Annotated in this window: 18 protein-coding genes; 10 read left to right on the forward strand and 8 right to left on the reverse strand. The window is 60.9% G+C overall.

What is annotated here, in order from left to right; translation table 11 throughout:
* The first annotated feature begins 48 nt into the window (after positions 1-48).
* The 5 genes from tsaB to AC1DIG_RS22670 all read left to right on the forward strand — a co-directional run bounded on the left by tsaB (position 49) and on the right by AC1DIG_RS22670 (position 3,694).
* Positions 49-723 (forward strand): tRNA (adenosine(37)-N6)-threonylcarbamoyltransferase complex dimerization subunit type 1 TsaB, encoded by a 675-nt coding sequence (gene tsaB / locus AC1DIG_RS22650; RefSeq protein ID WP_477769106.1) that lies wholly within the window; start codon positions 49-51, stop codon positions 721-723.
* 232 nt (positions 724-955) lie between these two features.
* Complete coding sequence (locus tag AC1DIG_RS22655; protein ID WP_427541063.1) at positions 956-1,264, forward strand: hypothetical protein; 309 nt, start codon at positions 956-958, stop codon at positions 1,262-1,264.
* Positions 1,264-2,124 carry a DUF72 domain-containing protein gene (locus tag AC1DIG_RS22660; RefSeq protein ID WP_477769107.1) on the forward strand — a complete coding sequence of 287 codons (861 nt, stop codon included), beginning with the start codon at positions 1,264-1,266 and terminating at the stop codon, positions 2,122-2,124. Before AC1DIG_RS22655 ends, AC1DIG_RS22660 begins: the two co-directional genes overlap by 1 nt.
* A 33-nt stretch (positions 2,125-2,157) precedes the next feature.
* Entirely contained in the window at positions 2,158-2,979 is an 822-nt protein-coding gene (locus tag AC1DIG_RS22665; RefSeq protein WP_477769108.1) for an isocitrate lyase/PEP mutase family protein, read from the forward strand.
* A 16-nt stretch (positions 2,980-2,995) separates the two neighbouring features.
* The gene (locus tag AC1DIG_RS22670) at positions 2,996-3,694 is read left to right on the forward strand and encodes an extensin-like domain-containing protein (protein ID WP_477769109.1); all 699 of its coding nucleotides are present in this window, start codon (positions 2,996-2,998) and stop codon (positions 3,692-3,694) included.
* A 9-nt stretch (positions 3,695-3,703) separates the two neighbouring features.
* On the opposite strand, the gene AC1DIG_RS22675 is transcribed toward AC1DIG_RS22670, so the two are convergent.
* Entirely contained in the window at positions 3,704-4,324 is a 621-nt protein-coding gene (locus tag AC1DIG_RS22675) for an energy transducer TonB (protein WP_477769110.1), read from the reverse strand.
* Positions 4,325-4,417: 93 nt separating this feature from the next.
* Between AC1DIG_RS22675 and AC1DIG_RS22680 the strand changes: the two genes are divergently transcribed.
* Complete coding sequence (locus AC1DIG_RS22680) at positions 4,418-5,200, forward strand: class I SAM-dependent methyltransferase (RefSeq protein ID WP_054595890.1); 783 nt, start codon at positions 4,418-4,420, stop codon at positions 5,198-5,200.
* A gap of 123 nt (positions 5,201-5,323) precedes the next feature.
* Here the strand turns inward: AC1DIG_RS22680 and AC1DIG_RS22685 are convergent, their stop codons facing one another.
* Positions 5,324-5,968 carry a TetR/AcrR family transcriptional regulator gene (locus AC1DIG_RS22685; protein WP_477769111.1) on the reverse strand — a complete coding sequence of 215 codons (645 nt, stop codon included), beginning with the start codon at positions 5,966-5,968 and terminating at the stop codon, positions 5,324-5,326.
* A 93-nt stretch (positions 5,969-6,061) separates the two neighbouring features.
* On the opposite strand from AC1DIG_RS22685, the gene AC1DIG_RS22690 reads away from it, so the two are divergent.
* From AC1DIG_RS22690 to AC1DIG_RS22700, 3 genes are all read left to right on the forward strand, one after another.
* Complete coding sequence (locus AC1DIG_RS22690) at positions 6,062-7,150, forward strand: efflux RND transporter periplasmic adaptor subunit (protein WP_477769112.1); 1,089 nt, start codon at positions 6,062-6,064, stop codon at positions 7,148-7,150.
* Between the two features lie 6 nt (positions 7,151-7,156).
* Entirely contained in the window at positions 7,157-10,222 is a 3,066-nt protein-coding gene (locus AC1DIG_RS22695) for an efflux RND transporter permease subunit (RefSeq protein WP_477769113.1), read from the forward strand.
* A 109-nt stretch (positions 10,223-10,331) separates the two neighbouring features.
* The gene (locus AC1DIG_RS22700) at positions 10,332-11,687 is read left to right on the forward strand and encodes a Fic family protein (RefSeq protein ID WP_477769114.1); all 1,356 of its coding nucleotides are present in this window, start codon (positions 10,332-10,334) and stop codon (positions 11,685-11,687) included.
* A 170-nt stretch (positions 11,688-11,857) separates the two neighbouring features.
* Here the strand turns inward: AC1DIG_RS22700 and AC1DIG_RS22705 are convergent, their stop codons facing one another.
* The 3 genes from AC1DIG_RS22705 to plsB form a co-directional block, all read right to left on the reverse strand.
* Positions 11,858-12,229, reverse strand: coding sequence for a DUF6124 family protein (locus AC1DIG_RS22705; protein ID WP_477769115.1), 372 nt, complete (start codon positions 12,227-12,229; stop codon positions 11,858-11,860).
* A 638-nt stretch (positions 12,230-12,867) separates the two neighbouring features.
* A complete protein-coding gene (locus AC1DIG_RS22710; RefSeq protein ID WP_477769116.1) occupies positions 12,868-13,557 on the reverse strand; it encodes a DUF4197 domain-containing protein in 690 nt (229 codons plus the stop codon).
* A 56-nt stretch (positions 13,558-13,613) separates the two neighbouring features.
* The gene (gene plsB, locus AC1DIG_RS22715) at positions 13,614-16,118 is read right to left on the reverse strand and encodes a glycerol-3-phosphate 1-O-acyltransferase PlsB (protein ID WP_477769117.1); all 2,505 of its coding nucleotides are present in this window, start codon (positions 16,116-16,118) and stop codon (positions 13,614-13,616) included.
* A gap of 247 nt (positions 16,119-16,365) precedes the next feature.
* Between plsB and AC1DIG_RS22720 the strand changes: the two genes are divergently transcribed.
* Positions 16,366-16,575, forward strand: coding sequence for a cold-shock protein (locus AC1DIG_RS22720; protein WP_019692071.1), 210 nt, complete (start codon positions 16,366-16,368; stop codon positions 16,573-16,575).
* Between the two features lie 148 nt (positions 16,576-16,723).
* On the opposite strand, the gene AC1DIG_RS22725 is transcribed toward AC1DIG_RS22720, so the two are convergent.
* The 3 genes from AC1DIG_RS22725 to dapE all read right to left on the reverse strand — a co-directional run bounded on the left by AC1DIG_RS22725 (position 16,724) and on the right by dapE (position 19,161).
* Complete coding sequence (locus tag AC1DIG_RS22725) at positions 16,724-17,101, reverse strand: hypothetical protein (RefSeq protein ID WP_019692072.1); 378 nt, start codon at positions 17,099-17,101, stop codon at positions 16,724-16,726.
* Positions 17,102-17,200: 99 nt separating this feature from the next.
* On the reverse strand, positions 17,201-18,010 hold the full coding sequence (locus AC1DIG_RS22730) for a putative RNA methyltransferase (RefSeq protein ID WP_347929076.1): 810 nt from the start codon (positions 18,008-18,010) through the stop codon (positions 17,201-17,203).
* Positions 18,010-19,161, reverse strand: a complete 1,152-nt coding sequence (gene dapE, locus AC1DIG_RS22735) for a succinyl-diaminopimelate desuccinylase (RefSeq protein ID WP_477769118.1) — start codon at positions 19,159-19,161, stop codon at positions 18,010-18,012. Before dapE ends, AC1DIG_RS22730 begins: the two co-directional genes overlap by 1 nt.
* Between the last annotated feature and the right edge of the window lie 65 nt (positions 19,162-19,226).

Here is a 19,226-nt window from a genome sequence, read left to right on the forward strand (position 1 = left end):
GTTGTTTATACTGGCGCACTTTTTCCACTTCTCTTTACGGAAACATCGATGAGCACCTTGCTGGCCCTGGACACCGCGACTGAAGCTTGCTCCGTTGCCTTGCTGCATGACGGCAAGGTCACGAGTCATTACGAGGTGATCCCGCGCCTGCATGCGCAGAAGTTGTTGCCGATGATCCAGCAGTTGCTGGCTGATGCAGGCACCACCTTGCAAGCCGTCGATGCGATTGCCTTTGGTCGCGGCCCGGGTGCGTTCACTGGCGTGCGAATTGCCATTGGCGTGGTTCAGGGCCTGGCATTTGCGCTGGATCGTCCGGTGTTGCCGGTGTCCAACCTGGCGGTACTGGCGCAGCGTGCATTGCGTGAGCACGGTGCACGGCAGGTCGCGGCGGCCATCGATGCACGGATGGATGAAGTCTATTGGGGCTGCTACCGCGAAACCGCCGGCGAAATGCGTCTGGTGGGGGCTGAAGCGGTGTTGCCGCCAGAAGTCGCCGCATTGCCGGCCGATGCCACGGGCGACTGGTTCGGCGCGGGCACCGGTTGGGGCTATGGCGAGCGCATCGCGGTCAACCTGATCGGTCAGGATGCCGGCATGTTGCCTCACGCCGAAGACTTGCTGACCCTGGCCCGTTTCGCCTGGGAACGCGGCGAAGGCATCCCGGCGGACGACGCACAACCGGTTTACCTGCGCGACAAAGTGGCGACCCCCAAGGCCCGGTAATCTGCGATACCGAGTTGTCCCATTCGCGAGCAAGCTCGCTCCCACAGGTACGATGGTGCCCTTGTGGGAGCGAGCTTGCTCGCGAATGCGATCTGCGTAACACAGCCAATGGTCAGTTTCTGCCGCGCGCCTTTAAACCTTTTCCGGTTTCTGTGCTCTAGTTATCACTTGGGAGTTTGCGCACACCGGTAAGTGCCGCTAAATTGCCATCATCGATAGCGAGTTTGTACCTATGCGAATAGACGGCTTTGCCTCTCAGTCCTACCCCATCAAGCGCAAGCCCCGCAAAGGCGATGTGTCGGTGGACGAGTCCCTCGAGGATATCGATGGCGAGCAGGAGTTTCCTTCTGAGGAGCAACTGGCCGCCCGTGCCGCCAAGGCTTCTGCGCAACGCCTGAGCAATCTCCCCGCCCGTCAGCAGGACATGATCTACCACCGCGCCATGAGCAAAAGCGTGGCGATGGCCCTGGCCAGCTACCTGAGCACCGCGGCTTTCGTCGATTGGGATATGGAAGTGCTGGGTCTCGACCTGCACATCTGATGCGGTTGCCTTATTACCTCGGTTGCCCGTCCTGGAGCGAAAACGCCTGGCGCGAGTACCTGTATCCGCAAAACGCTCGCCCCAATGAATTTCTCGGCCTGTACTCACAGGTGTTCAACGCCGTTGAAGGCAATACCACGTTCTACGCGCGCCCTGCGCCAGCGACGGTGGAGCGCTGGGCGCAGACGATGCCGGAACATTTTCGTTTTACCGCCAAATTCCCCGGCGACATCAGCCACGGCGGCGACCTGCGCGAGCAACTGAGCGCCGCCGAAACCTTCGTGCAATTGCTCAGCCCGCTCGGTGAGCGGGTTTCACCGCTCTGGCTGCAACTGTCGGCAGCCTTTACCCCGCAACGGCTGGGCGAACTGGCCGGGTTCATCGATGGGCTGCAGCGGCCCTTGGCCGTTGAAGTGCGGCATCGGGATTTCTTCGCCAAAGGCGATGCCGAGCGCAGACTCAATCGGCTGTTGCTGGATCGTGGCGTGGAGCGCATTTGCCTCGATCCACGGGCGCTGTTCAGTTGCACGTCGACTGAACCCTCGGTACTTCATGCGCAATCGAAAAAGCCCAAAGTGCCACCGCGTCCGGCGGCTTTTACTCAGTTCCCGCAGGTGCGTTTCATCGGTCATCCGGTGCTTGAAGCCAACGATACGTTCCTGACGCCATGGGTCGAGAAAATCGCTCAATGGATCGAAGAGGGCCGCACGCCGTACATCTTCCTGCACACCGCCGACAACCTGCTGGCCGCCGCTTTGGCGCAACGCTTTCATACTCGGTTGATGACGCGTTTGCCTGGCTTGCCGGCGCTGCCTGAGCTATACAGAGAGCCCGCCGCCGAGCAGCTTGGGTTGCTCTGACGACGGGTCTATCCCTTCTGCAGGAGTGAGCCAATGGATGCGCAAACCCTTAAAGCTCAGGCCTTCAAGGCCTTACACGAAGGTGCCGGAGCTTTTGTGATCCCCAATCCATGGGACGCCGGTTCGGCAAAAATGCTTGCCGGCCTGGGTTACCAGGCGCTGGCGACCACCAGTGCCGGTTATGCTTTTTCGCTGGGCCGCCCGGATGGCGCGGTGAAACTCGAAGAGACACTGATCAACGTCCGGGCGATTGTCGGCGCGAGCGATCTGCCGGTGGCGGTCGATCTGGAAAACGGTTTCGCCGACAGCCCGCAAGAGTCCGCCGGGAGCCTGCTGCGTGCCGCCGCTGCTGGCGCGGTCGGTGGCTCGATCGAAGACGCTACCGGCCGTGAAGACGGCCCGATTTACTGCTTTGAACACGCCGTCGCACGAATCGAAGCGGCGGTCGCGGCCGCGCGCAGTTTGCCATTCCCGTTCACCCTGACCGCGCGTGCCGAGAATTACCTGCACGGTAACCCGGACTTGGCCGACACCATTCGCCGCTTGCAGGCCTTTGCCGAGGCAGGCGCCGATGTGCTGTATGCGCCGGGCCTGCGCAACGCTGAAGAGATATTGGCGGTGGTCCGTGCCGTGGCGCCGAAACCGGTCAATGTGCTGATGTCCGGCGGTCTCAAGTTGAGCGTCGCGCAGCTCAGTGAAATGGGCGTCAAACGGATCAGCGTCGGCTCGGCCATGGCCCGTGCCGCCTACGGTGCGTTTTATCAGGCCGCGCAGGAAATTCAGGGGAAAGGCACCTTCGATTTCGCCGACCGTGCGCTACCGTTCGGGCAGATCAATCAGTTGTTCAAAGGCTGACCCACAGGGAGTTGTCGTGCGGTTTCTGAAAGTGCTGTTGGCGGTGCTGCTGGTGATGGGCGGCTTGCTGGTGGGTGTCTGGCGTGGCTGGCTGCCGTTGCCGGCGGCCTGGAACCCTTGGGCGCCGCTGGATGTCCGGGCCACGCCGAACCTGCTGACACGCTTCAAATTGATGAGACTGCGCGATAACCCGGCACTCTGCGACCAGGTGCTCAGCGGTGCGGGGTTGAAGTTCAGCCGCCAGGCCGACAGCAACCCGGACATTGATTGCCCGTTGAACAACACCTTGCGCGTGCAAGGCGGCGAGGTGGCGCTGAGCAGCAGCTTCCTCGCCAGTTGCCCGCTGGCGGTGGCATTTGTGCTGTTCGAGCGGCACGCCCTGCAACCGGCAGCGCAGGCCACGTATGGGCAGGCGGTGGCGCGGGTTGATCACCTCGGCAGTTTTGCCTGCCGCAACATGTACAACCGCGAAAACGGCTCGCGCAGCCAGCACGCGACGGCCGATGCACTGGATATCGCCGGCTTTCGCCTGGCGGACGGGCGCAGTATCAGCGTGCTGCGGGACTGGCCGAAGGACAATGACGATGCACGCTTTCTACGCAAGGTTCGCGATAGCGCGTGTGACATGTTCAGCGTGGTGTTGAGCCCGGACTACAACGCCGCCCATCGCAACCATTTTCATCTGGATGTCGGGCCGTGGTGGGTGTGTCGCTGAGGTTGAGGCTTAAGCGGCGATGCGCAGGTTTTGCAGGACGATCGGGCGAGCCCAGCCGTTATCGAAGTCGAATTGCTTCTGTTGTTCGACCAACTCTTCATGCGGGTAAGGGGTTGCCGGTTTATCCAGCAGGTCGAGTTCGAACTCGGCAATCGGCAGGTGCAACGGACGTGGTTGCGGTGCCGGGCCTGGTGCAGGCAATGGCTGGCCGGCGGCCAGGACGATCGGGCGCACCCAAGCGCTTTCGAAGTCTTGTTGCTTCTGCTGCGCGAGAATTTCTTGCGGCGGGAACGGCGGGAACGGTTTGTCCGCCAGGTCCATTTCGAATTCGGCAATCGGCAGGAACAGCGGCTCAGGCGGGCGGACCTCATTGTCCTTCACGTTGCACGCGCGTTGCGTGACGATGTGTTCGAGCAATTCTGCGCCAACGGTCGGTTCGACCGGGCCGTCGATGGCGACGGGGGGGTAATTGCCAGGCGCCGGTGCAGCATCGCCCAACTGATCGGCCAGAGCCTGGGCAAAAAAATCCTGCCACAGGTGACTGACGCCGCTCAGTGCTTGGGAATTGCGCAGGCCATAATCGCCGTGGGGCGAGATGTAGCCTACTGATGTGCGTTGAATGTCTGACATTTCTCTCGGTCGACGCTCAGCTCTGGCAAAATGCTCGATAGTTTTGTTATCGGCCGTTTTTGCCGATCATTAATTTTTTGAGTGTGTTTTCTGATGAGTGAGCAACCCGCGGCCAGCCGCATCAAAGTCCAGGCCTTGGCCGAAGCGTTTCAGGCACGCGCCGAGCACTGGGCCGAGCGATTGAACTTGCCGTTGCTGCTGGACGATGCCGAGTTTGCGTTGCAAGTGGGTGAGCACGGCTTGCAGCTGCAACAGCTCGGCCCGGACGCACCGGGACCGGTGCGGGTGGACTTCGTCGAGGGCGGCGCGGCCCATCGCCGGTTGTACGGTGGCGGCAGCGGCCAGATGATCGCCAAGGCTGTCGGTGTCGCTCAGGGCGTGCGGCCGAAGGTGCTGGATGCCACGGCGGGGCTGGGCAAGGATGGTTTTGTATTGGCTAGCCTTGGCTGCGAAATGAGCCTGATCGAGCGTCAGCCGTTGATTGGCGCGTTGCTCGAAGACGGTCTGGCCCGCGCGGCGGAAGATTTTGAGGTGGCGCCGATTGTGGCGCGGATGACGTTGCTCAAAGGCAACTCGATCGAGTTGATGCGCAACTGGGAAGGTGAGCCGCCGCAGGTGATCTACCTCGACCCGATGTTCCCGCACCGTGAGAAAACCGCGTTGGTGAAGAAGGAAATGCGCCTGTTTCGCCCGTTGGTAGGCGATGACCCGGACGCACCGGCCCTGCTTCAAGCCGCACTCGCGCTGGCCAGCCACCGAGTAGTGGTCAAGCGCCCGCGCAAGGCACCGTGCATCGAAGGACCGAAGCCGAGCCATGCGCTGGACGGCAAGTCCAGCCGCTACGACATCTACCCCAAGAAAGCGCTCAAACCATAGGACCGCGTCGTCCGCATCGCGAGCAAGCTCGCTCCCACATTGGACCGAGTCTTTCAATAAGAACGCGGTCAACTGTGGGAGCGAGCTTGCTCGCGATAGCGTCAGCCCAGGCGCTAAAAACTATCAGGCCGAATCCGGCCGATACGCCCGCATAAACAACCCCACCACTTCCTGTATGTGAGCCTCGGCCGCGTCCCCGGTCAAGGGCTCGCCGCAGCCGTAGAGCAAACGAAAATTCGCTGCGCCTTTGAGCAGGCAGAAAAAGTGCTCGGCGGCATTCAGCGGTTTGTCGATGCTCAAGGCGCCGATCTGGTCGATCTTCGTCAGCAAGCGTTCCATGCCCTGCAACATCCGCTGCGGACCTGCTTCGAAGAAGATCTGCGAAAGTTTCGGGTCCTGGCTTCCCAGCGCGATGATCAGGCGATGCAGGTTCACTGATTCATCGCTGTTGATCAGCAGATGAAAGCCTCGGGCGATGTTCAACAGCACATTCTCGAACGGCATGCCGTCGGGCAGTTCGAAGAACAGCGTGGGCAATTGCTCTTCGCATTTGGCCATCACGGCAGAGGAGAACAGCGTCTCCTTGTCGTTGAAGTGACTGTAAACGGTCAGCTTCGATACACCGGCTTCTGCCGCCACCGCGTCCATGCTGGTGCTTGCGTAACCATTGCTCAGAAAAAGACGCTTTGCCGCCTCAAGGATCGCCTCGCGCTTGGCGAGATCCTTCGGGCGGCCGGGGCCGTTGGGTGCAGGAAGATTGTTGGACATTTTTCGCTTTAATACTGGACTGGTGAGTTTGCTATTAATAACATACTGGTCAGTATAATTATTCAAAACCCCATTAGCGAAGGATCGTTCACCATGTCGCGCTTTGCGTTGCCAGTCAGCCTGGCATTCCTGTTGTCCGCGTGCGGCCACGAAGAGCCGGTGCAAGTCACCGTGCGTCCGGCCATGGTGGTTCAGCCAGAGCCTTCCGCGCAGGCGATGGACAGCTATCCCGGCGAAGTTCGCGCGCGTTACGAGCCAGACCTGGCCTTCCGTATCGGCGGCAAAGTAAGCCGACGACTGGTCGAGGAGGGCGAGCGGGTCAAGGCCAACCAGCCGCTGGCAGAACTCGATCCCCAGGACGTGCGCCTGCAACTGGAAGCGACCCGAGCGCAGGTTGCTGCCGCTGAGGCCAACCTGAACCTGGTGCGTGCCGAGCGTGATCGCTACAAGACCCTGATGGACCGTCAGATGGTCAGCCGTTCGCAGTACGACAATTCTGAAAATCTCTACCGCTCCGGCGAAGCGCGACTCAAGCAGATCAAGGCCGAATTTGACGTGGCCAGCAACCAGGCCAGCTACGCCGTGCTGCGCGCCCCGCATGACGGTGTCGTGGCCAAGCGTGCCGTGGAAGTCGGGCAAGTGGTGGCCGCCGGGCAAACCGTCTTCACCCTGGCCACCGATGGCGAGCGTGAAGTGCTGATCAGCCTGCCGGAGCAAAGCTTCGGCCGTTTCAAGGTTGGCCAGCCGGTCACCGTTGAACTGTGGACCCAGCAAGGTCAGCGGTTCGCCGGGAGCATTCGTGAGCTGTCGCCGGCCGCCGATCCAAAGTCGCGGACCTTTGCCGCGCGCATCACCTTTACCGCTGGCAAGGTTCCGGCCGAGCTTGGCCAAAGCGCCCGGGTATACATTCAAATCGCCGACGTGGTGCCACTGTCGGTGCCGCTCTCTGCGGTCACCGCGGAAAACGGCGCGACGTATGTATGGGTCGTGGGTGCCAACAACACCCTGAAAAAGGCCCCGGTCCGTGTCGGCGCCTTCGGTGAGAAAACCGTGCCGGTGCTTGACGGCCTCAGCCCCAGCGACTGGGTGGTAGCCGCTGGCGTTCATGTGCTCCACGAGGGCCAGCAAGTGCGGCCGGTGGATCGCTCCAACCGCGTGGTCAATCTGGCGGTCAAGGAGTAATCCCCGATGCGTTTCAACCTTTCCGAATGGGCGCTGCATAACCGCCAGATCGTACTGTTCCTGATGATTTTGCTGGCAGTCGTCGGCACGCTGTCCTACACCAAGCTAGGCCAGAGCGAAGACCCGCCGTTCACCTTCAAGGCTATGGTGATCAAGACCAATTGGCCGGGCGCGACGGCCCAGGAAGTCTCGCGGCAAGTCACCGAGCGCATTGAAAAGAAGCTGATGGAAACCGGTGAGTACGAGCGGATTGTCTCGTTCTCCCGCCCCGGTGAATCCCAGGTGACTTTCATGGCCCGGGACTCGATGCATTCGGCGCAGATCCCCGAGCTCTGGTATCAGGTACGCAAGAAGATCAGCGACATCCGCCAGACCTTGCCGCCGGGGATCCAGGGACCGTTCTTCAACGATGAATTCGGCACCACCTTCGGCAATATCTATGCGCTGACCGGTGAGGGCTTCGATTACGCGGTGCTCAAGGATTACGCCGACCGTATCCAGATCCAGCTGCAACGGGTCAAGGATGTGGGCAAAGTCGACTTGCTCGGGCTGCAGGACGAGAAGATCTGGATCGAACTGTCCAACGTCAAACTCGCCACCCTGGGGTTGCCGTTGGCCGCGGTGCAGCAAGCGCTGGAAGAACAGAACGCGATGTCCAACGCCGGGTTCTTTGAAACCTCCAGTGAGCGTTTGCAACTGCGGGTGACGGGCAATTTCCAGACGGTCGATCAGATCAGGAATTTTCCGATCCGTGTCGGCGACCGGACCTTCCGTATCGGTGATGTAGCGGACGTGCGCCGTGGCTTCAACGATCCACCGGCGCCGCGCATGCGTTTCATGGGTGAGGACGCGATCGGCCTGGCCGTGGCGATGAAGGATGGCGGCGACATTCTGGTGCTCGGCAAGGCGCTGGAGCTGGAATTCGAGCGTATCCAGAACAACCTGCCGGCCGGCATGCAACTGCGCAAGGTCTCCGATCAGCCCGCCGCGGTGAAAAGCAGCGTTGGCGAGTTCGTCCGGGTGCTGGTCGAAGCGCTAGCGATTGTCTTGCTGGTGAGCTTCTTCTCCCTCGGTGTGCGCACCGGCATGGTGGTCGCCTTGGCCATTCCGCTGGTGCTGGCAATGACGTTTGCCTGCATGTATTACCTCGGAATCGGCCTGCACAAGATCTCTCTCGGCGCGTTGGTGCTGGCCTTGGGATTGCTGGTGGACGACGCGATCATCGCCGTGGAAATGATGGCGATCAAAATGGAGCAGGGCTACGACCGGCTCAAGGCTGCCAGCTTTGCCTGGACCAGCACCGCATTCCCGATGCTCACCGGGACGTTGATCACCGCAGCCGGTTTCCTGCCGATTGCCACCGCGCAATCCGGCACCGGCGAATACACCCGCTCGATCTTCCAGGTGGTGACCATCGCGTTGCTGGCCTCGTGGGTCGCCGCGGTGATGTTTGTGCCCTATCTGGGTGAAAAACTCCTGCCGGACCTGGCGAAAATTCACGCCGCCAAACACGGTGCCGGTCAGCCGGACCCTTACGGCACACCGTTCTATCAACGCGTTCGGCGTCTGGTGGAGTGGTGCGTGCGCCGCCGAAAAACCGTGATCGCGTTGACCATCCTGCTGTTCGTGGCCTCGGTGCTGTTGTTCCGTTTTGTGCCGCAACAGTTCTTCCCGGCTTCTGGGCGCCTGGAACTGATGGTTGATCTGAAACTGGCCGAAGGCGCCTCGTTGAGCAATACCAACGAGGAGGTCAAGCGCCTGGAAGCAATGCTCAAGGAACGCGCGGGCATCGACAACTACGTCGCTTATGTCGGCACCGGTTCGCCGCGTTTTTACCTGCCGCTGGACCAGCAATTGCCGGCAGCGAGCTTCGCGCAATTTGTGGTCCTGGCAAAAACCATCGAGGAGCGCGAAAGCCTGCGCACCTGGCTGATCGAAACCCTCAACGAACAATTCCCGGCCTTGCGCTCGCGGGTCACGCGCCTGGAAAACGGTCCGCCAGTGGGGTATCCGGTGCAGTTCCGGGTCACTGGCGAACACATTGAAGAAGTCCGCGCCCTGGCACGTAAAGTCGCGGCCAAGGTGCGTGAGAACCCGCATGTGGTCAACGTGCACCTGGACTGGGAAGAACCGAGCAAAGTGGTGTACCTGAACGTCGATCAGGACCGCGCGCGAGCCTTGGGCGTGAGCACGGCAAACCTGTCGAAGTTTTTGCAGAGCTCGCTGACCGGCTCCAGCGTCAGCCAGTACCGTGAAGACAACGAGCTGATCGAGATCCTCTTGCGCGGCACCTTGCACGAACGCACCGAGCTGTCGCGGCTGTCGAGCCTGGCGGTGCCGACCGACAACGGCAAAAGTGTCGCGCTGTCGCAGGTGGCGACCCTGGAGTACGGCTTCGAAGAAGGCATCATCTGGCACCGCAACCGCTTGCCGAACGTGACGATTCGCGCCGACATCTATGACAAGGAGCAACCGGCAACCCTGGTCAAGCAGATCCTGCCGACACTGGAGCCGATTCGCGCCGAACTGCCTGACGGTTATTTGCTGGACGTTGGCGGCACGGTGGAAGACTCGACCCGTGGCCAGAACTCGGTGAACGCCGGCGTGCCGTTGTTCATCGTGGTTGTGCTGACCTTGCTGATGCTGCAACTGCGCAGCTTCTCACGCACCGCGATGGTATTTCTGACGGCGCCGTTGGGATTGATCGGCGTCACCTTGTTCCTGATGGTGTTCCGTCAGCCGTTCGGTTTCGTGGCCATGCTCGGGACCATCGCGCTGTCGGGGATGATCATGCGTAACTCGGTGATCCTGGTCGACCAGATCGAACAGGACATCCGCGCCGGGCTCAAACCCTGGCAAGCGATCATCGAAGCCACGGTGCGCCGCTTCCGGCCTATCGTGCTGACCGCACTGGCCGCCGTGCTGGCGATGATTCCGTTGTCGCGCAGCGTGTTCTTCGGCCCGATGGCGGTGGCGATCATGGGCGGGCTGATCGTCGCGACGGCGCTGACCTTGCTGTTCCTGCCGGCACTGTATGCGGCGTGGTTCAGGGTCAAGAAAGAAGCGGTCTGATCCCAAACCGTATTGATCCAGCGGCCTTGTCTCAATTTTTTGAATAATTGAGACAAGGCTGCTTATGTGTTGTACTCATAACTCAGTTTCGCGAGTTTTTGAGACAGCGATGATAAAAAGCCCTCCAGTCATAGACCCGAGCCTGTTCGAAGCGCTCAGCCAATCGCCTCACAAGGAAAAGCTGGTCGACTATCTGGCACTGCTCAAGCCGCTGGATGATCAGGGGCGTTACTTGCCGTTCGATGACCTGCGTTTTCGCTGGCCGCCCGGTCTTGATCCGACCTTATGCTGGGCCTTGGTGAAAAAGGCCCGTGTGGCGCAATACGTGCGCTTGTTGCCGCTGGGCGAGCCGAGCCAATGGGGCCAGTTCGTTCTGACACCGCTGGCGCAGAAAACCCTCTCGACGGTTGATCGTCAGGCAACGACTGCCGCGCTGGAATACATGACCCATCATATTGGTGAGACGGCGCATTTCAGTTACCTGCTCAATGACCTGATCGAAGACGAAGCCATCAGCAGTAGCCAGCTCGAGGGTGCCGCAACCACCACGCTGGTGGCCAAGGACATGCTCAAGCGTAATCGCCTGCCGCGTACCCCGGACGAGCGAATGGTCATCGGCAACTACAAAATGATGATCTTCGCCTGGGAGAAGCGTCACGAGCCATTGAGTGTCGAACTGATCCGGCAACTGCATCGTGTCGGCGTCGAAGGCATTGATGACGCGCTGTATTCGCCGGGACTTTTTCGCAGCAATGATCAGGTCGTGGTCCAGGATGGTGAAGGCAATACCGTTCATACACCGCCGCCAGCCGCGGGCATCAGTGCTCGGCTCGATGGATTGGCGAGCTGGATCAACCAGCCCCACGACGACCCTCTGAGCGTTGATTATGTGCACCCGATGATCAAGGCCATCGCCCTGCATTTTGCCCTGGGTTACGAGCATCCGTTCCGCGATGGTAATGGCCGGGTGGCACGGGCGTTGTTTTACTGGTTCATGTTCAAGAATGACTTCTCGGCGTTTCGCTACATCGCGATCAGCATTCTGCTGCGCAATGCGCCGGTGAAGTACGGTCGGTCTTATGTGCATACCGAGAGTGACGGACTGGACCTGACGTACTTCATCGATTACCAGTGTTCAGTGATTTTGCGGGCGGTAACCGGGTTCACGGCGGCTTATCAAAAAAGCCTGGTTTACGCCGAAGGTTTTGATCGCTGGCTGGAGGAGTCCGGGCTTTTCGAGCAGTTGACCGAGAAGCAGCGCACGCTGTTTCAAATTGCCAAGAGCGGCATGGCCAAGGAATTCACCGCGGTCAATGTGAAGGAAAACCTGAACTGCTCCTACAACACGGCGGCCACGGCCTTGAATGGTTTGGTTGAGTTGAAGCTGTTCGAGAAGAAAAAGATGGGGCGTGAGTGGGTGTTCTTTTTGCGCGAGTCATCACACATCAAAACAGACTGGTCGTAGAAGCTGCCGCAGGCTGCGAATGATCGTTCCCACGCTCCGCGTGGGAATGCCGCCATGGACGCTCTGCGTCCGCTGTGGATGTGACGCGGAGCGTCACGGGATGCATTCCCACGCGGAGCGTGGGAACGATCGATTTTCGGCTGCTCCAACACTGTTCGGTGTGGGTTGGGTTACGGCGGGGTGTCGATGTTATCCAGCGCGCGGTTCACCGCCAGTTCTGCCAGGGCAACCATCTGCTGAATCGCCAGCGCGCTGTTGCGTTTGGGGCCGTCGAGTTCAAACGCCAGGTCGCTGGCCATGACATTGGCCGAGGCCAGGGTTTCGCTGGCGTGGGCCAGTAGGGTTTCGCTGTCGACCTCTGGGGCGATGACGAAGATGCAGCTGGGGCGGCGGTCGGTCAGCAACTTCTTGGTTTCAGGTAACAGCAGGTAATGATCGAGCGCCCGGTGGGCGGCGGCGTGGAGTTCTTTGGAGTCGAGGGACGCGTAGGGGGACACGCTTTCGGCGTCGGCTTCGGGGGGATTGGGTGTGGGCTTGAACATGGTGAAACTCCTAGTACGTAAGTAAGGAGCCGACACCATCGCTACCAAACGATTAGGGTGGCGGCCATACGCAGGTTGGTAGACCGGTGTACTAGGAACCCGGCGCACCCGAAGGCGCCCTGCGCACGGCCACCATTTAGCAGAGGCCAAAGTATGGCTCCGCAGAAGTGACGCTTTGCGCCTAGTACCACCGGGCTACCAAACCCGATCGCTGATTTTCAGCGACCCGGAGACGATAGAGTCCAGTGCCCAAGCGCACAAGCCGGCGGATTCTGGCGTAGGTGTAGGGCGCAACGCAAGACGCTGTGGCTTGTGACGAACGCAGTCGCCATGCAATTAAACACCACCAAACTGATGTGGGGGCGGGCAAGCCCTAATCCCCGTAGTCAAGCCGTTACGCGACCCTGTAGCAGCTGGCGAAGCCTGCGTTCGAGTGCGAAGCGCTCGCAAAATGGCAAACTTCGTCCTTTCAGGAACACCGCATATCGCCTATTTGCGACCGCTTCGCGGCCGAACGCAGGCTTCGCCAGCTGCTACAGGGAATGTGCCGAGGCTGACATTCCTTGACTTACAGGCATTAAGGCAAGCCCGCTTGTATTGATCGTTCCCGCGCGTGGGAACGATCAGCGGGGGGAGGTTTACAGCAAGCCGAAGACTTTCTTCGCCAGGCTGGTCGCGGCTTCTGCCGGGTTGGCGCGGATGCCTTCTTCTTTCTGGGCGATCATCTTGAACAGGCCGTCCAGGGCCTTTTCCGTCACGTAGCCTTCAACGTTGGCGCTCTTGGCATCGAGCACACCGAAGGTTGCCGCCTGGCTGGCGAACGAGTTGTACTGCTTGGCCAGGCCTACCTGGTCGGTGGCCTGTTTGACGATCGGCAGGAACTTGGCGCGGATTTGTTCGCGGCTGGTCTTGTCCAGGTACTGGGTGGCCGAATCCTTGCCGCCGGTGAGGATGCCCTTGGCATCGGTCACGGTCATCTTTTTCACCGCATCTACCAGCAGCGCCTGGGCCTGCGGCATGGCCGCTTCCGCCGCCTTGTTCATGCTGGTTTCCAGTTGATCGACCTGGTCCCCCATGCCGAACTGTTTCATCTTGCTGGCGACCTTGCCCAGTTTGCCCGGCAGTTCGATCTTCACGTCAGGGTTGTTGCTGAAACCGCCCGGTTTGCCGAGCGTGGTGACGGCCGCTACGGCCCCTTGGGCCAAGGCGTCCTTGAGACCGCCCGAGGCTTCGCCCTGGGAAAGACTGCCCAGCGACAGGGCCAGCGCGTTGGCGGAGATCAGCAGGCCTGCGCACAGGCCGGCGAAGCGAAGGGTAGAGCGAAGCATGGCAGTTTCCTTGTTCGATAAAAGCAATTAACGGACCGCGGACGGCTTTAAATCATTTAGTCGGCTTGCAGCGCAGGCGCCGGTTGATCCGCCGCATCTTCACTGCGATGCAGCGCCACCTGACGGATCGACAAGCGAATCTCTGCCGGCAGCACGCGTTTGGCCGCGCCCTCAGCCAGTTCGCCGAGCAGTTCGTGGTGGCTCAGCTTGCCGGCTTCGTCGCGCTTGAGCACGTCGAGGTTCAGCAGGGTCTGGATGAAGTGGCGGAACAGGCTCTTGTCGAAGAACTCCGGGGCGTTCAGGCCATGCAGGATCGACAGGCGCTGGGCCATGACCGTGCACAGGTCTTCCAGTTCTTCGGCGGTGAGGGTGTTCTGGCCGCTGTTGAGCAGCAGGGAAACCGTCATGTAGAAGCGCTGCAAGGTCTGCGCGATGCTCTTGGACAGCAAGGTCAGCAGCACGAAATGCCGGGAGCTTGGCGCCGGGCGCAGGTACACGTTGTTCTCGAAACGCAGCAGGCCTTGCTCGACGAAGGCTTCGAGCCATTGATCGATCACCGCATCCAGTTCGTCCAGCGACCAGCGAATGAACAGCTCCGATTGCAGGTACGGATACAGCGCGCGCGCGTAGCGCAGGATCTGTTCGCGGCTCATGCGCGACGCACTCTGGAAGAAGCTCGCGAGCAACGCCGGCAGGGCGAAAATGTGCAGCACGTTGTTGCGGTAGTAGGTCATCAGGACGGCGTTTTGCTCGTCCAGGTAAAGAATTTTGCCCAGTGCATCGCTTTGCTCAGAGAGCAGGTCCATGTCCTTGACGTGTTCGATCAACGCCCGGCCGTCACCTTCCGGCAGCGTGGTGTGTGGCGAGTAAGGCACTTTGCGCAGCAAGGCCAGATACAAATCGAGCACTCGCGCCATGGCGCGGTCGTCCAGCGCCAGACGGCTGGTGGAGAGCAGGGCCAGCGCCACCAGGTTTACCGGGTTGATCGCGGCCGCTTCGTTCAAGTGCCGCGCCACGCGCTCGCCGAGGCGGTTGGTGGTTTCGTTGAGCCAGGCGGGCCTGAACTGTGGGCCAAGCTCTTGGGTGCGCCAATCCGGTTGCTCGCTGTCGAGGAACTCCGCCAGTTTGATCGGCTCGCCGAAGTTCACCGCCACCTGGCCGAAGCGCTGCTTGAGCGCGCCGATGACTTTGAAAATGTCGAAGATCGACTCTTTCTTCTTGCTTGCGCCACGCAGTTCGCCGAGGTAGGTCCGGCCTTCGAGCACTCGCTCGTAACCGATGTACACCGGGATGAAGACGATCGGCATGCGCGAGGAGCGCAGGAAGCTGCGCAGGGTGATCGCCAGCATCCCGGTTTTCGGTTGCAGCATGCGCCCGGTGCGCGAACGGCCGCCCTCGACGAAGTACTCCACCGGGAAGCCTTTGGTGAACAGCGTGTGCAGGTATTCGTTGAACACCGAGGTGTAGAGCGGATTGCCCTTGAAGGTGCGGCGCATGAAGAACGCCCCGCCGCGCCGCAGCAGGCTGCCGATCACCGGCATGTTGAGGTTGATCCCGGCGGCGACGTGCGGCGGCGTCAGGCCGTTGCGAAACAGCAGGTAGGAGAGCAGCAGGTAATCGATGTGGCTGCGATGGCACGGCACGTAGATCACTTCGTGACCTTGGGCGACTTTCTGCACGCCTTCGATGTGGTTGACCTTGATCCCGTCGTAGATCTTGTTCCAGAACCAGCTCAGCACCACTTCCAGAAAGCGGATTGCGGTGTAGGTGTAGTCCGAGGCAATTTCGTTGCCGTAACGCAGGGCCTGCGCCTTGGCTTTCTCGGGCGAAATGTTTTCGCGCTCGGCTTCGTCGAGGATCGCCTGTTTGACCAGTGGCTGATTCAGCAGGCCTTTGACCAGGTTGCGCCGGTGGGAAATGTCCGGGCCGATGACCGCGGCTTTGAGGTTGCGAAAGTGCACCCGCAAAATGCGTTGGGCCATGCGCACGGTGCGTTCATGGCCCTTGTTGTGCTCGATCAGCTCGCGCAGGTGGATCGGCGCGGAGAATTGCACGCGGGTCTTGCGCCCCAGAATCATGATGCTCAGCAGTCGGCGCAGGCGCCCGGTCACGGCCCAGCTATCGGCAAAGAGCAATTTCCACGGGCTCGATTCGCTGTCCGGCGACTGGCCCCAGAACACGCTGACCGGGATGATTTGCGCGTCTTCGGCGCCATTCTGGCTCAGGGCGCTGACCAGTCGGGTCAGGGTGGGCGGCGCGCCGCGCTTGTCCTGGCGGCCGAGCCAGTCGGGCTCAGGCGTCAGGTAGAAAAACGCCGCAGGCTCCAGCAGGTTGCCCACCGATGTCGGCAACACCGGGCGTGGCAGCCCGGCCTTGCTGCATTCGGTATCGACCACGGCGAGGTCGGTCAGCGAAGGATTTTGCAGGACGTAGAACACCGGGCGACTGCGGTCGAGGTTGAGGGTGAGGGACGACTGGTTGATCGTCTCCGAGCGAACCCAGAGGTACAACAGTCGGCGCAAGGTGCCAAATACCAGACGGCGGAACGGGGAACGGGTCATACGGCTTCTGCTTTAGTTGAAAAAAACCGAGCAAGCGCTCGGGGCCGGTAGTGTGCCGGATTCGTCGAAAATCGGCAAAAAAGCGCCGAAGTAATCTTGAGTTGAGAGTTTTTGCAGCTGTCATATACTCGGCCAGCCGTTTGCCACTATCGGCGCTGTTTCTTACAGAAAACCAAGCGCTGGCAAACGTTCTCAAGGCTTGTCCCTGAACAGGCCGACCAATAATAAAAAGAGGGGGGATTGATTGATGGCAACGCGCGAGACCGGCAACGTGAAGTGGTTCAACGACGCCAAGGGTTACGGCTTCATTCAGCGTGAGGGCGGGGCAGACGTGTTCGTGCACTACCGCGCGATCCGTGGCGAAGGCCACCGCTCGTTGGCCGAAGGCCAGCAGGTTGAATACGCAGTGGTGGACGGGCAGAAAGGCTTGCAGGCTGAAGACGTAGTAGGTTTGTAAACCCGATCACTGTGGGAGCGGGCTTGCTCGCGAAAGCGGTTTGTCAGTCACATCAATGTTGGATGTGCGACCGTTTTCGCGAGCAAGCCCGCTCCCACATTTGATTTCTGTCGGGCATGCCATTTTGGGCATCCCATAGGTTCAGGTTTTAAGCGGTTTTCCAGGTGATCTCTTCTTCACCGTCGACGCTGATGCGAATCCAGCGATCTGCCGACTCTTCACCTTCTTCCTCGACCCAAGTCCCCGGCGCGCAGCGCACTTCGACGTTCAGCGCGGCAAAGGCGGCGCGGGCGCAGGCGATATCGTCGTCCCACGGTGTCTGGTCGCTTTCCAGGTACAGGCTGTTCCACTTGCCCACGGCTTTTGGCAGCCAGGTCACGGGCACGTTGCCGGCCTTGCACTTGTAGGTCTGACCTTTCTGAACCCAGTCGGTGCAAGGGCCCAGAGCCGCGCCGAGCCAAGTGGCGATGGCCTTGTAGTCGACGTCGGCGTCTTTCAGGTAAATCTCGATATCGGGTTGGCGCATGGATGTTCCTCACTGCGGGTTTCGAAAAATCCATTCGCGGATTTAGCCGGTCTCAAGCCACTGCTCAAGACCAAAAGTTTAAAGGTTGCTCTGAAATAATTACTGCAGAACGAAGTAATCGTAGCGCATCGACACACTGACCTCGAACGGCTCGGCTTGTTCGATGACGGCCGCCCGGCGTTCGGCACTCGCGCGCCAGCCGTGAGGCGTCATGGCCAGCAGGTTGGCGCGGTCCTGGCCGCTGACCAGGTTCAGCTTGAATTCGAGGATTTCGCTGTGTTGCAGCGTCATGCCTTCCGGCACCAGCGCCAGGTGCTTGTCATCGGTGTATTCGCGCACTTCGTCATACAGACGCTCACGCAGTTCCATCAGATGGCCGCTGGTCGGCCCTACTTTCATCAAGCCGCCACCCGGGCTGAGCAGGCGTTTGGCTTCCTGCCAGTCGAGCGGGCTGAACACGCTGGCGAGGAACTGGCAGCTGGCATCGGCCAACGGTACCCGGGCCATGCTGGCGATCAACCAGGTCAGCTGCGGGTTACGTTTGCAGGCGCGCTTGACCGCTTCGCGGGAGATGTCCAGCGCGTAGCCGTCGGCATTCGGCAGGGCGTCAGCGATTTGCGCGGTGTAGTAACCCTCACCACAACCGATGTCCAGCCAGCGCTGTGGCGCACGTTCAGCCGCCAGTTCGGCGAGACGCTTGGCCACCGGCGCGTAGTGCCCGGCGTTCAAGAAGTCGCGACGGGCCTCGACCATTGCCTGGTTGTCGCCTGGGTCACGGCTGTTTTTGTGCTGCACCGGCAGCAGGTTCAGGTAACCCTGGCGGGCACGGTCGAAGCGATGTCCGGCCGGGCACGCGACGCCGTTGTCGACCGCGTTCAGCGGCGCGCTGCAGATAGGACAGGCGAGCATCAGGCGAGCAACTTGATCAGGGTCTGGTAGTAGATTTCGGTCAGCAGATCGAGGTCGCTGGCCAGCACGCGCTCGTTGACCTGGTGAATCGTCGCGTTGACCGGGCCAAGCTCGACCACTTGCGTCCCCATGGTGGCGATGAAGCGCCCGTCCGAAGTGCCACCGCTGGTGGACGCTTTGGTTTCGCGACCGGTGATGGTCTTGATGCTTGCCGACACCGCATCGAGCAGGGCGCCCGGCTCGGTGAGGAATGGCAGGCCGGACAGCGCCCAGTCGATGTGCCAGTCCAGGCCATGTTTGTCGAGGATATCGGCCACACGCTGTTGCAGGCCTTCGACGGTCGACTCGGTGGAGAAGCGGAAGTTGAACACTGCCACCAGATCACCTGGGATCACGTTGGTCGCGCCAGTGCCGGAGTTGACGTTGGAAATCTGGAAACTGGTCGGCGGGAAGAAGTCATTGCCGTGGTCCCAGTGCTCGGCGGCCAGTTCGGCCAGGGCCGGAGCGGCGAGGTGGATCGGGTTCTTCGCCAGGTGCGGGTAGGCCACGTGACCTTGCACACCGCGCACGGTGAGCTTGGCGCCAAGGGAGCCGCGACGGCCGTTCTTGACCACGTCACCGACCAGGGTGGTGCTCGACGGTTCGCCGACGATGCACCAGTCCAGACGCTCTTTGCGCGCTGCGAGGCGTTCGACCACTGCTTTAGTGCCGTGATGCGCCGGGCCTTCTTCATCGCTGGTGATCAGGAAGGCGACCTTGCCCTTGTGGTCCGGGTAGTCGGCGACAAAACGTTCGGCCGCCACGGTCATGGAGGCCAGGCTGCCTTTCATGTCTGCCGCGCCACGGCCGCAGAGCATGCCGTGTTCGTCGATCACAGCGTCGAACGGGTCGATCTGCCAGGCCTGCACCGGGCCGGTCGGCACCACGTCGGTGTGACCGGCGAAGCACAGCACCGGGCCTTCGTGTTTGCCGTGGGTGGCCCAGAAGTTATCCACATCTTCGATGCGCATCGGCTCAAGCGCAAAACCGGCATCGCCCAGGCGCTGCATCATCTGCTTCTGGCAATCGGCGTCGACCGGCGTCACGGACGGACGACGGATCAGGTCGATAGCGAGTTGGAGGGTCGGCGAAAGGTCGGCGTGGGCCGTCATTGGAAGCTCCGGAGACTGTCAATGTGGGAGCGAGCTTGCTCGCGATGGGGGCACGACAATCAACA

It is taken from the genome of Pseudomonas sp. 05N431 (genome assembly GCF_056397005.1).